This is a genomic window from Marinospirillum sp., assembly GCF_014859565.1.
Genome location: NZ_JACUUA010000098.1, coordinates 1 through 12424 on the forward strand (window position 1 = coordinate 1; position 12424 = coordinate 12424).

Sequence of the window (12424 nt, forward strand, 5' to 3'; positions counted from 1 at the left end):
TGCTGCTGCTGGGCCTGAAAAACATGCCCGAGATGCAAATGGAGTTAGCGTTTCAGTCCATGGGCAAAGGCAGTATTGCCAATGAATGGTATGCCCGTGCGGATTACGACCTCAGCAGCAAGCTGAATATGCCGATCTCTGTGTCCGGGCGCTTTGATATGGCTGATGGTGCGTTCTCTCTGGGGGCAGCTTACCGGTTCTGATCAGTCTTTGGTTTTGGTGTTCAGGTTTACAGCCCCGAAGGATCGGGGCTTTTTTGCGCATACATCGGGGTTGAGTGTAAGCCTGCATCAGCCTGTTGCGGTGATCCGCACAGAATTTCTCCAGCTCCTCGCTCGTTCAATGTCATCCGGTGTAAAGCCGGAGGCAGCGGCTTTTTCTTCGTTCAGTATCAAATCAACCCTGCTTACCCAGATGCCGCCCGGCTCCTTGGGTGCCCCCAGCACAAAGCCGATACCTGATATGGGTTTTTGGATGGATTTCAGCATGGTTGATTCATTTGTATGGATATGCCTTTTTAACTCTATCCAACGGCAACATTCTTTTTGCCTTTTATCCCTCATTATTCTAGTATAGGTTATCCTATAAAGTATATTTTCGGAGGCTTTTGTGGCTGGATTAAGGCTATCCCTTAAAGATTTGAAGAACCTGAATGGAGAGCAGTCTCAGCTGTCTAGCAGTGCCATGGAACAGATTCAGCAAAAATTAAACCTGCAGAAATCCATTGCTGGCACCGGCGAAGCAACTTCAAAAAAAAAGAAGAGCGCTAAGCAACCTAAAGCGGAAAGCCCAGCCCAAGTGCATTTGCGTCACCTACTGCGCGGTGACCCTTTGTTTCAAGCTTTTCGGGATGACTGGGTAGAAAACTACACCGGTGCCAGCAGGCAGTCCAGGTATGAAATTGACTTCGCTTTGCCCGCATTAAAAATCGGGATTGAGGTGGACGGCTGGCAGTACCACGGCAAATTCAAAGAAGCCTTTCTGCGCGATCGCGAAAAAGATTTTGAAATCAAAACCAATGGCTGGGTTTTGTTAAGGCTTCAGGCCGGACTTCTACTGAATCATCGCAAGCTCAGCGAACCCTCGTCGCGCATCCAGCAGTTTTTGGAGTGCTGGGTTCCGCGTCAACAACTTATTATCAAGCACCTCGAGTCTTGAAAAAACATTCGGAGCCTTCCTGTGTTACTGACCCGCTTTAAAAAAATGTTTAATACAGATCGTTCTGCGCTGCAGATTCAACCTCCTTTTCCGCTGGTGCATGGGTTGATGCTGGCCGGCAATCCAACACATGCAATGGAATGCATTAACAGCCTTGCGCCTGTTGGAAATTCCGGTGCCGGACCTCAAATACTGATTGCTCCGGAATCCATATCTTGCCTTGACATGCTTTCGGATATTCCAGATTTACCCAAGCGCAGCCAGGTTGGCTGTGCACAGCATATCACTGTCTCTCAAGTGGCTATGGCTGCTCAACGATCCATTACAGCCATTATTGATGATCCGCTACTGCAAGAAGATGAGGTTAATCACCTGACGATTATTCAAGCTGTTCTGGCCTATGCCTCCGATGCCCGAGGCGGCGATCAGATGACCGATCATCATGAATTTTTGGCACAGATGGGTGAGCTCTCGAACCCTGAGTCACTTCTGCAGCGGGTTATCAATCCGCTCACGGTCATGCCGGAACTCGGCAGTGCCATTCGATTGCTGCAGGCTTACCCAGGATTTAGCTTTGGTCTAATTGATCATATTCGGCACGAGCCAGGAAAGCCCCTTCATGCTGGCTTGAAGGGGCGGCAGATCAAGATGCTGAAGGACCTGTATTTAGCCCATGCTGGCATGATCAAGAGGCTAGAGAATCTGATGGATGAAGTGCTGCAAACTTTGCCGGATATGGATGCTGGCAGCCTTGCGCCTGGTTCCCGCTACAAAGTGCTATTCGATCCTGGTCAAAGCACACAATTCCTAATGCATCTTTTTGGAGCGACCCAAGCTGCACTGCAATGGAAAAGCCAACAGGAGCAGGTCGATGATGCAAAAACGATTAAAAATACGCACACATTTCAACCCGCCCCACTGGACTTGATTATCCTTCTTGATGCTGAGCACATTTACCAGCCGGGCATTACCCAGGATCTTTACGCGCTCGCGCATCACCTTTGGAACACCCGCAGCAGAACAAATAACGGGATTCGCCTTTTTGTGAACTGGCCTGTGCCTTGGGAGGTTCGCGAACAAGGTAAGCCCATGCCTCTGCATGGCCGCATCCTGCAGGGTGCCAATGCCTATTATGGTCCTGAAACCGATGTTATCCCGGCATTTCGAGATGTGTACGGTGACCGTTCACCCGCTCAAATGAATACCCTGCAAGGCGCGGATCAAAACAAGATTCAAGAATCAATCAAGCAAAACGATCAAAAATATGCACCTAGAGCCAATCAATTTGGATGGGTCATTGATCGTCAGTTAATCCTGAGAAATAAGTAACCGCCCTATGGCTATAACAATAAAAAATCATTTTGGAGATCGTAAATATGGCTGAAGTGTACCATTCAAACATACCTGCTGGAGCCAAAAGAGGGGCAACCCTGCTGGCGCAAACCGCTCCGCTCAACAAAGATCAAGCCCATCGCATCCTTGATCATCTTGACGAAGCGGCTAATGACAGCACCTACGCATACAGTCAGGCACTCAAAGCAAGCCACCTTGACGGCCTGAGTCAACTGACAAAAAACCTACTGGATAAGGCAGGTAAGGCGGGGATTGTGTTCACGGCCTCCCTGTTATTTGCCGCAACCGCTGGCTTTGGCATCTCCGTTCATGAAGCATTGAGTCTTTTGAAAGAGGGGCAGCTGTCCGGTGATTTCTCGGTCGGAACTGTTGCAACTGCCAACGTCATTGCCGCTGGTTTGCTGGGTGCCATTTCAGTTGAGGGTGTCGCTGGCGCACTGCGTGATTTTATAAAACGCGATCCAGATGTTGCAGATGCCTATGAGCGTCTGAACGCTGGAGCAAAACCTGCTTCTGGGCGCGCCTTTGCCCAGATGACACCTGATGAGCGTGAAAAGGCAAAACAACTGATCAGCTTGATGTCCCAGCTGCATGCTGGAAATACACCCATGCTGCAGGCTGATATTCGCGCCCTGATTGATACGCTGAATGCTACGAAGCCGCAAAGCTTTGACTCAGAGCTGGAGTCTCAAATCGAAATGGTTCGACACCAGCTCCTGTTGGAGCATGATCAGGTCAATGAAATGGGTGTCGGCCTGGCCGCTTCCCCCGCCACCACAAAAGCAGCACTTCAAATAGACATGACATGATGTGTCTATTTGCGGATGTGTCACCAAATAGACATGCCAAGGAATGTCTATTTGTTTTCGGCTCAGATTACAATTATTCGATCACGCCCCTGGGATTTGGCTTTGTAGACCGCCACATCAGCCTCAGATAACGCTTCCGACCAGTTGCTTTTGTCTTCAATAGAGGTCAGCCCAATGCTGGCTGTTAAGTATTTACGCTCTTCCGGCACGGCTTCAAGACCATAGTTTTTAAGCAAATCAGCAAATGTGATGCTCTTCATTTGATCAGCCACGCGCTGGCAAATACGCTGCGCATCATCCAAACGTGAGTCCAGATAAATCATAAACTCTTCACCACCCCATCGAAACACCATGTCGCTCGGACGGATAACGGATTGCACAACCCCTGCAAAATACTTTAGGCACTCATCTCCAAAATCATGGCCGTACACATCATTAACAGACTTGAAGTAATCCAGATCAATCATGGCAATACAGCCCTGAGTCACGTCACACAGCAATCGCTCCGCTTGGTGCCGATTACTGAGACCTGTTAGCTGGTCACGCAAAGCTTTATCGGCCAAAGCCTCAAATTGTGGCGCAAGATGCATGGTGTGATCCTGCATCTGAACAACAGCCATATCCTTGTTAAATGCCTCAATATGGACAGCGAGCGGAAGGCACGAGCGACCCGACAACTCTCTCGACCTTGAAAGCATCGCGGCAAGATGACCGACCTGCAGTTCTTCAAGAGACAGATCTTCCGGGAGCATAAGCTCTTCGGTTTCCAGGGAGTTTTTGGGGGTGATATAAACCACATGGAATTGCCCCGTGTCGTCTCGCACCCATTCTGCGGTCAGATAATGGCTAGAAGGCGCAAAAATAGGCTCCCTATCATCACCATGCTCCTCTGAATCTTCCAAAACACGCTCCACTACCACGGCATCAATGTGATCCTCTAGCACTGAAATCAAATGAAAATTCTCACCCCTTGGGAAAAAAACCACTGTGGTGAAGTCTGCATCTTTGAGCTTTGTCAGCATTTCATTCAGGGTTGATAATGATGCCCGGCCATCCAGTAGGGCTATCCCTGACTTGACCGATGGCTGTGGCAGCGTGAAGCTAGCTCTACTCAATGGACTGCACTCAACCTGAATGTCTAGCGACCCATCTGAGCCCTTCAAATCCATTTGAGCAGCAATAACGTGGTGGGCGGGAGGGTCTACCAGAACAGGTCTAACCTTTGCCTTTATACCTAGCTCGAGTGCATCCCTAAGGATCATCTGATTGATAGCATCACGCTTAAAGAAAGGCACAACCACTTCAATGTCCGTATCCGGTAATCCCGATGCATTATTCAGCCAGCGTGCCGTTGATGCCGTTTGTAGCGCGGTACCATCTGCCATCAAGGTCACCATTCCGCTGTATCGCCCTGGGGCTAGCGCCTTCGTGCCTTGCGCTATCATGGATACGTGGGCACTGCCAAATACAAAAAAACGATCCATCCGGCTATCCTTCTGTTTGCACTGAATTAGTGTGCTCGCTGTGCTGCAGCAATTTCTCGCTCAAGCTCTGCTTCAATAGGGGCAATACTGATCATGACCTGGTTGTAGATTTTTGCTATGTGTTCTGCAAACTCTTGTGCCTGATCAACCACGGTCAAGACAGACTGTCTCATGGTATCGTCTGGATCAATGCGCCCTGATTCGATTTGACGAACAGACTCTTCCATTGCAGCCAAATGCTCGGAAACATGCACCAGATTGGATGCCCAGAAATCTTGCTGCTGCGCATGTCGTGCTTTGTGCTGAGGGGTATCCATGTGTGAATTAAGATTATCCACCAGCTGCAGCATTTCACGGCACTGGGATTTTGTATTGAATAACAGCTTGATCGCATCCTTTAATTCGGGCAGAAGCAGCTGATGAATTGGTGCAGGTTTGTTCATATAAAAAACCTTCTGTCGGTTACGCCTTTCAGGCTTGAAGCGTCTAAGGGTATTCTACCTGCTTTTAATTGGCATCTGCTCTCACAGAAATTGCGTACAGGGCATCCGGTGGCAAGCACCCATAACGACACGCCCAGATGTATCCTTTAAAGGATGCGTCACCTAAAAGACACGCTTCGGCATGTCGTTATACACTTCAGGCGGCTGTGGACAAAACCTGAAGCGGTGAAGGTGCATACTTTGATTCGTTATCCTGCAGAATTACAGCTGTGGTGATGCGTATTTGCAAACACAAAACTGCTTAAATACAAAACACCCCCTGCATATTTTGAATCGCATTCCGCTCAAAAAAAAATCCCCGGACACCTGATGCAGCCGGTGATCCAGGGATGGTGAGCCGATGTCTAAGCAGTTAATCTTTTGAATTCATGAATTCAAAAAGACGTTAATAAATCGTTCGCTCTCAGCTCTCTGATTAAGGATCGGATTTGATCAGCTTGCTGCGCCTCCCCGCCTGAGTGATCTGTTCAACCTGCGGTCTAAGCTCAAGGTCATCAACCAACCCTTTAATCTGCTTTGTGCTGGCCGTCAGAAGCTTTCTGGCAACAACAGGCTGAGTCTCTTCGCTTGCACCCGGCAAAAGCGCCTTAGACAAAACATGGCGCTCAGCAGTATCCAGTGCAGCAAAGTTGGATCGTCGTTGCTGCTCGGCAAACTCACGACTGGCGACTATGTGAAAAATATAATCAGTGATCACGGGTGCCTGCGATTGGCTGACAAACTCCTTTTTCTTTTTGATCATCTGATAGCTTGAAAGAACGCCTGCCGAGGTCAGTGCATTGAGGGCTTTTTTGATAGTCGCCAGCTTATGTGAAATGCGCACAGGGTGATCTTCAGAAGCATCCTCTTCGAGTGTAATGACTGCACACGAAATCAGGAAGTGGCGGGCGTGCAAAGTAAATCCTCGCAGCTCTTCTGCAGCCGCATCATCAGCAACGTAAACGCTCGGCGCCCGAAAGATCTGGCAGAGAAATTTATAAAGCCTGCGACCCACATACGAACTGATGCGGTAGTAAGTATCCAGATCATATATCCGATAGCTGGCCTGCTGTATGGCATCGCTGATCAACGGATGAAATTCTGCATAACAAAGGTCATCACTCCTGATTTCTTCATTGTTTTTTCGAATCATCATCCACTCTTCCCGGCGCACCAGTTTCAGCCGCGGCAGGAGCGATCCACGCTCAGTTACCGTCGTACCCTTGGCCGAGGTATAGGTCAGCGTTGATTGCGCTCCACTGAGCACGTCAAGCGCCTCAACCACTTGCACATGATTTAACCTGCACTGCATGATGGATAAGAGGGATCGAATCGTAAACGCGGTGCCAGCACGACCATTGTTTATCAAGCCTCTGCTTGAGGTGGCCATCTTGATCAGCCCATCAAGCACCATCTCCTCGCGAGGGCCGAGATCCCGCCAGTGGGAGCGGTTAATCAGCGCAGGGGCAATCGTAAGCTTATAGGCATTACCTCCGAACTGAACTGAATGCTGTCGGATCGGCTGAGTAGGCTGCGAACGCATGGGAACATACAGGTCTTTTTTATTCAGGTTAAACCAGGGGAGGGATGTGAATGCTGCAAAGCTATTTGACCAGTTCTGTCCGGCTTGTGAGCGCATCCGGTTGGGATGCAGTCCAAACAGCGCGATGTCAAAACTGCGACCGGTTCCAGGGTGCATATTTTCAGACGAAACAACTTCATCCGAACGCACAGGATAAGTTGGCGGGGCTGTCCCAAGGACGGTAGCATCCAAGCTCAGTTGTTCAAAATGATCCTCGGGCTCAACTAACTTTCCCTGCGTATTTTTGATCGTTTTATCTGACATATCTTCTACTCGTAGAACTGTGCCTGTACAAAAAAACAGAGGCAAGCTCTGTTTTTTTGTGTGGTGAACATCCCGCTTTTAAGCTGCGCCCTGTGCCAAAGTGCCCGAATACAGTTTGCGGCACAGGGCGGCCAGCGCTACCTCTTCTTCCGTGAAGGTTATTTTACTTGGCGTGGGCACTTGATTGATCAAAGTGACGCAATTGGCAATCGCTCGGTAAGCTTCAAGGCTGATTCGCGGCATGATCTCAACTTTTTTTCCTGGTTCAGCGAGCACCTGGCGTCCAAGCATCAAGGTTCCAAAAAAAATGCTTTGATCCGGATCGGGGCGATCCCATGCCGTTTGCCGAAACGACTCTAACAACAGTAATTCACGGATTCCGGCTTCTATAAAGATACCCATTCTTGCATGGGTGCGCTTGAGTTCGTCGCGCAGTGCTGGTGTGATTTTTAAGCGCACCCGCAGGGTGTCTGCAGGCTGCTCCGGCATCTTGGATTGCGAAGGGAGAACGATGCTGGGGTCATGAATCCGCAGTCGCAAACCCTCTTGATTCACTGGTTTACGGCCACGCTGGAGACCTTTTTTTCGGGTGCCTTCAATAAGCCTCATGATTCACCCCGGCTAAAAAACATCTTGGCTATCAGTCTTTCAGGATCGCCCTCACCTAAAACAATGGCATCATACAGTAATTGATATTGATCCGGATTGATGGCCTGCACCGCCAATAGCTTATCGATCAAAAGTACGATGGCATCTGTACTGATTTGAATGCTCTGCTGCCCAAGCTGAGGATAACCATCTTCAGAAGTCACATCGTCGTCATTTCCTGAATCAGGTCCCTGCTCCGGCTTCGGGTGACCTGAAGGTGGTTCTGATTCGCTTCCGAGATCTTCCATTAAGCGATGGATGGCTGCTCCGGCTTTATCTTCTTGTGCTGGCGGAACGTCAACAGCACTCGCTATCGGGTCGATATAACTGTCATCATCTTCAAGGCTGTCGTCCTCAGCCGATCCCGAGGCAGGGTTGGCCGGGGAGACTGAAGAAATTGCGTCCTTCGCAAGACCTTTGTCGTCTTGAGGCTTTGTGCCGGGATTTTTATGGTGATCATTACCCTGCGTATTTTTGATCGTATTGCTGGTTGGTGCCTGATCGGGCAGGGATAACGAGAGAGGATTATTCAGAAATGCATTCCAACCAGTTTCGTCTAACTCCTGGTCAAGAGCGTCTTTCAGCTGAGCCAGCGTTAGATTCGAGCCAAGATAGTGTGAAGGATTGATTTCAAAGGGTTTTGCAATCTCGCTAACCCACCTGATCAGAATGGCGCTTTTTTTTCGATTAACGCCTGTTTTTTCAACAAATTCTTTCGGTGTAATCGTGGCGTTGTTAACAGCCTGATAAGCATTAACCACCTGCTTAGCCATCAAAAGCTCCTCTATCAGCGATAAATCTTTGCGCTGATTGTTTTCAGTGCTCATGATGTAGAGCACCTCAAGCGTTTGAGCCTCAATGCTTGCCTGGCGGTCAGCCGGGGTGCGAATCACCGATGAAATCGATGCAACACCGGCAAGCAATGAAGCCACCCAGCGCCGGTGACCTGCACAGAGAATATATTGATTCAGCTTTCCGGGATAAGCCATCAGTACGACCGGCTGGAGAACGTCTTCATACTGCTGGATGCTGGCAGCTAATTTAAGCGTCTCCTGAAGATCATCAATATCATGTGCGCTGAGCGAGTCGGCATCCATACCAAGCTGTGCCAAAAGCTCATCCAAATTCGGAGTTGCTTGGCTCCAGTGCGCACTAAACAGCGCGATCAGTTTATCGTGATCATAGTCAATCAAGCGCAGTAGCGTAATCTCGCGGGCGTTTAACGGATTGGGATGGATGGTCGTCACCTTGCACTGCGCCATGGTACTTAGACGGCGCTTGGAATGAACCGCTGAGTCCGTCAAGGTGCTTCTGAATGTATTGCGGCGCTTCTCGGATACAGTAGTAACCATATTATGCTCCTTGGACGGTTTTCTTTGTGCGCTTGGTGGCAGCATGGATATTCAATTCCTGTCGCGCCCGTTCTGTTTTTTTCAAAGACTTCACCTGCTCATCAAATCCGATCCAAGTGGCAACCTCGATGCCAAATTTTGTCCAGATTTTGCGCAGAGGGTCATTGGGCGACAGTCCATCGGGGCTGAATGGGTTGGCACCGATCATATCCAGGTCTTTGATTGACGCTCTGTGTGGTATTTCCGACAGTAAGAGCTCTTTGTAAACAGGACTATCCTTCAACTCCTTTAGTACGTCTTGGTGGACACCCATGCGACGATCTACCTGATTCGGAATCAGACGCAAGCTGTAATCGCGCTGCGTATGGCTTTCACGCATGGCGTTAAGGGCGCGTGTAGCGCTAATGCCGTCCATTGATTTGCGCTCAAGCAACATGGGAACGAGGATGTGCGTGGCTGCAAAATTGGCATTTTGAGAGCAGGTGTCCACTGCTGGAGGTGTGTCAATAATAATCAGGTCATAAGAGTTGATCAGTTCGAGATTTTCAGGGTCATTGAGGATCTCGTCCAGTCGATACAAATCACCGGCATACATCATGTCATAGGATGACAGCAGGCCCGTTGATGGCACCAATTCCAATCCATCAACACGGGTTGCATAGGGCATTAAAACGCCCTCAACCAATGTCTCATACATGGAGTAGGGGTGGCCGTACATCGGGTGATCAGGCGGATTAACACTGTTGGGGTACATTGCCAGCGGACTGTCTGCCGGGTGATTAAACTGAGGTCGGTCATCCATCTCGATCATCGACGCACTGTAGTTGCCTTGAGGATCAAGATCAAAAGCCAATACTCTCATGCCGAGAACACGGGTAAAGAAAAATGACAGCAGCTGAGCCAGCGTTGATTTTCCGACCCCGCCTTTGTGGTTGGTCAGCGCCAGTACCGGTGTCTTGATTGCACGATTACTAAAATCCATAAAGCCCTCACTCGTGGTATCTCTGTCAGTTGCTGAAAGATTGCTTCGTTTTGGGTATTCCCATGCTTGAATCATGCGATAGCAAGGGCGTAAAATCAAGATTATGGAAGTTTAAATAAGCTATTTTGGAAGTATTTAATGCTTGTTTTGGAAGTTTTGTCAGTCACAAAAAGGGTCGGGTTATGGCACTTATCCCAGAAAAGATTTTAAAAATCATGCGCATGAATAGCAGCGAGTCAGTGAGGCGCAAACCGACTCCTTTTGACGATGCCAGCCTTGCGTTTTTTCTGCACTGGATCAAAAGCAGCAGAAATGCAGAGCTCCACGAGTCCATAACCGCATCAGGCTGGACATACGAACAAATGACTCATAGCCTGAACTTGCTGCTCTACAAGATTAAAGACATGGAAGACATGGGGTTAAGTACAGATAGGGAGCTCTTTATTTTGGTGCTGCATGGAGCGCTCAAGCCAGCAACTTATCAACTGATGCTGCGCGCCTTTCGTGCTCGACGGCTACGCAACGAGAGTAAGCTGGTACTAGATAACCAGGATCGACTGTTGATTGATCAAATCGACCAGCTGGCTGAAGCTATGGGGATTCAGCGATCCAAATCACTGGATGGTGCCAGTGTTCAGCGCAAAGCCTGCCTGAAAGCTTTGATTGAAATGGCTCTGCCAGCCTTCAGCGGGGGAGGCGATCAAGAATAACGAATGAGGCTATGCTGTGGTTGAACCTTGTATTTCGACCTGACCTGCATTGGAGTAACCGCTATGCCAGAATTTAAGATTTCCAGTAAAGTTACCGACGCCACAAATGCTGCGATTGATAACTTCAGTACATTGAAAGGACTGTTTAAAGGCGGTGTTGAAGGTACCGGCCTTGAGGCTGAGGGCGGCGCTTTAGGCCCTAGCGCTAAGTCCTTCCTGTTTAAAGACACATCCATTGTCGATCACATTGAAGAAATCACCGATTTGCTATCTGCTTATTCCGCACAAGCTTCAGTGGCTACATCCGTGCTCCGCTTTGTTCCTGGAATAAGCAAGCTAAACAAATTCATCAATCTAGTGGTAGACCCATTACTAAAAGCAGGTGATGGCGGTGCAAAAATTGCGCAAAACATCCGTGATGCCTTTTCTTCTGCCAAGGATAACGTGGTGGATACCCTGCAAAACAGTATTTCCGATAACCAGGATCTGCTCGACAATGACAGCGGCTTTGATGATCTTGATGAGGTGGAGCAGCGCCTCGCGCTTGAATTACTGCTTGAGCAGGAAGAATCGGAAATCAAGCGGATGCTGGGCAGTCTGGATGATACCGAAAGCACTATCGATGCCGGTGGATCAAGTGCCTTGAATGCGGTAATGAAAGCAGCCATGCATGCACGCACCATGACACTGGATCCAACGCACAGCATGAATCAGGTTCCCGGCATGGGCTGATTTGTTCTTGATCCTGAAAAAAACCGGCGAAAGCCGGTTTTTTTGATTGGAATTTGGAAGAAGTGCTACACAAATTGGGTGAGCGGGTTTACCTGAATGCCCTTGGCTTGAAAATCCTCTGCTATTTGCTTGAAAGCTCCTGGGTGCCACTCCGCGCCCACCAAGTCCAGCTCATTAATCTCGGCATTCTGCAGCAGCTCAATCAGGCGTTGATCAACGCAAGAGACAGCATTTTTGTCGACCAGAACACCGCCCGGGAGCAGGTCGAAGGAGAGCTCGAAACCGTGGCTCTTGTACGGAATGGGAGAGGGCGTGCAATCGGGAACGCCAGGCATCGAGTGCTGGCGGGTTACAATCACCAAATCGTAATCCAATAGGGAGCTGCTCTGAATGAAAGCCAGCAAAGGCCTGCTGCAAATCAGCGATCAAAAGCACCTTTGGCATCTTAACCTCCTATTGATGGACCGGATTGATCCATCCCGGGTTCACTAGAGCGACCACGACCCATAACAATTTCAACTAGCGCTCCTGAAAAGCCGGGTGCTTTGGCAGCATGCTCTTCGATGGCCGGGGTGCCTTGCATGGCTCCAATCTCCTTGGCTTTATCCGCCATTTGCGGACCAAAAATTGAATCCTTGATTTTACTGCACTGATCCATGATCTCGGTCACGCCCTTGAAGGCTGTTTGGGCTGTTTCAAGCGCATATTTGATCTTGGCCATGCCTGTGACGGCAGTTCCGGCTGCAGCGGTGGCAGCGGTTCCCGTTGTAGTCATGCCCGCTACAGCAGCAAAAACGAGTGGGGCTGGCATTTTTTACCCTCAAACCGATAGTAAAACCCTTGGGGCTGTGCTTCGAAACAGGAAATA

15 protein-coding genes are annotated in these 12424 nt (G+C 49.2%); 6 read left to right on the plus strand and 9 right to left on the minus strand.

Annotated features, from left to right (window positions below; genetic code table 11):
* Nucleotides 1–203, plus strand: a 203-nt coding sequence (locus IBX50_RS12120; RefSeq protein ID WP_292256191.1) for a hypothetical protein, incomplete at its 5' end; no start/stop codon positions are given.
* An 87-nt stretch (nucleotides 204–290) separates the two neighbouring features.
* Here the strand turns inward: IBX50_RS12120 and IBX50_RS12125 are convergent.
* Nucleotides 291–488, minus strand: a complete 198-nt coding sequence (locus IBX50_RS12125) for a hypothetical protein (RefSeq protein ID WP_292256192.1) — start codon at nucleotides 486–488, stop codon at nucleotides 291–293.
* A gap of 196 nt (nucleotides 489–684) precedes the next feature.
* On the opposite strand from IBX50_RS12125, the gene IBX50_RS12130 reads away from it, so the two are divergent.
* From IBX50_RS12130 to IBX50_RS12140, 3 genes are read left to right on the plus strand one after another with little or no spacing between them, the layout of a single operon-like run.
* Nucleotides 685–1158, plus strand: a complete 474-nt coding sequence (locus IBX50_RS12130; RefSeq protein WP_292256193.1) for a hypothetical protein — start codon at nucleotides 685–687, stop codon at nucleotides 1156–1158.
* Nucleotides 1159–1179: 21 nt separating this feature from the next.
* The gene (locus IBX50_RS12135; RefSeq protein WP_292256194.1) at nucleotides 1180–2487 is read left to right on the plus strand and encodes a hypothetical protein; all 1308 of its coding nucleotides are present in this window, start codon (nucleotides 1180–1182) and stop codon (nucleotides 2485–2487) included.
* Between the two features lie 47 nt (nucleotides 2488–2534).
* Entirely contained in the window at nucleotides 2535–3320 is a 786-nt protein-coding gene (locus IBX50_RS12140; protein WP_292256196.1) for a hypothetical protein, read from the plus strand.
* A gap of 62 nt (nucleotides 3321–3382) precedes the next feature.
* Here IBX50_RS12140 and IBX50_RS12145 read toward each other — a convergent pair whose 3' ends face one another.
* The 6 genes from IBX50_RS12145 to IBX50_RS12170 all read right to left on the minus strand — a co-directional run bounded on the left by IBX50_RS12145 (nucleotide 3383) and on the right by IBX50_RS12170 (nucleotide 10189).
* Nucleotides 3383–4804, minus strand: a complete 1422-nt coding sequence (locus IBX50_RS12145) for a GGDEF domain-containing protein (RefSeq protein WP_292256198.1) — start codon at nucleotides 4802–4804, stop codon at nucleotides 3383–3385.
* 26 nt (nucleotides 4805–4830) lie between these two features.
* The gene (locus IBX50_RS12150) at nucleotides 4831–5247 is read right to left on the minus strand and encodes a hypothetical protein (protein ID WP_292256199.1); all 417 of its coding nucleotides are present in this window, start codon (nucleotides 5245–5247) and stop codon (nucleotides 4831–4833) included.
* A gap of 475 nt (nucleotides 5248–5722) precedes the next feature.
* The gene (locus IBX50_RS12155) at nucleotides 5723–7132 is read right to left on the minus strand and encodes a hypothetical protein (protein WP_292256200.1); all 1410 of its coding nucleotides are present in this window, start codon (nucleotides 7130–7132) and stop codon (nucleotides 5723–5725) included.
* A 78-nt stretch (nucleotides 7133–7210) separates the two neighbouring features.
* Nucleotides 7211–7741, minus strand: a complete 531-nt coding sequence (locus IBX50_RS12160; RefSeq protein ID WP_292256202.1) for a hypothetical protein — start codon at nucleotides 7739–7741, stop codon at nucleotides 7211–7213.
* Nucleotides 7738–9132, minus strand: coding sequence for a ParB N-terminal domain-containing protein (locus tag IBX50_RS12165; protein ID WP_292256204.1), 1395 nt, complete (start codon nucleotides 9130–9132; stop codon nucleotides 7738–7740). The genes IBX50_RS12160 and IBX50_RS12165 overlap by 4 nt, the downstream gene beginning before the upstream one ends.
* Before the next feature lies 1 nt (nucleotide 9133).
* Nucleotides 9134–10189 carry a ParA family protein gene (locus IBX50_RS12170; protein ID WP_292256205.1) on the minus strand — a complete coding sequence of 352 codons (1056 nt, stop codon included), beginning with the start codon at nucleotides 10187–10189 and terminating at the stop codon, nucleotides 9134–9136.
* Between the two features lie 107 nt (nucleotides 10190–10296).
* Here IBX50_RS12170 and IBX50_RS12175 point away from each other — a divergent pair, with 107 nt between their 5' ends.
* On the plus strand, nucleotides 10297–10824 hold the full coding sequence (locus tag IBX50_RS12175) for a hypothetical protein (protein ID WP_292256207.1): 528 nt from the start codon (nucleotides 10297–10299) through the stop codon (nucleotides 10822–10824).
* A gap of 63 nt (nucleotides 10825–10887) precedes the next feature.
* A complete protein-coding gene (locus tag IBX50_RS12180; RefSeq protein WP_292256209.1) occupies nucleotides 10888–11556 on the plus strand; it encodes a hypothetical protein in 669 nt (222 codons plus the stop codon).
* Nucleotides 11557–11621: 65 nt separating this feature from the next.
* Here the strand turns inward: IBX50_RS12180 and IBX50_RS12185 are convergent, their stop codons facing one another.
* Together IBX50_RS12185 and IBX50_RS12190 are read right to left on the minus strand one after the other, a co-directional pair.
* The gene (locus tag IBX50_RS12185) at nucleotides 11622–11930 is read right to left on the minus strand and encodes a hypothetical protein (protein WP_292256211.1); all 309 of its coding nucleotides are present in this window, start codon (nucleotides 11928–11930) and stop codon (nucleotides 11622–11624) included.
* 71 nt (nucleotides 11931–12001) lie between these two features.
* Nucleotides 12002–12367, minus strand: coding sequence for a hypothetical protein (locus IBX50_RS12190; protein ID WP_292256212.1), 366 nt, complete (start codon nucleotides 12365–12367; stop codon nucleotides 12002–12004).
* Between the last annotated feature and the right edge of the window lie 57 nt (nucleotides 12368–12424).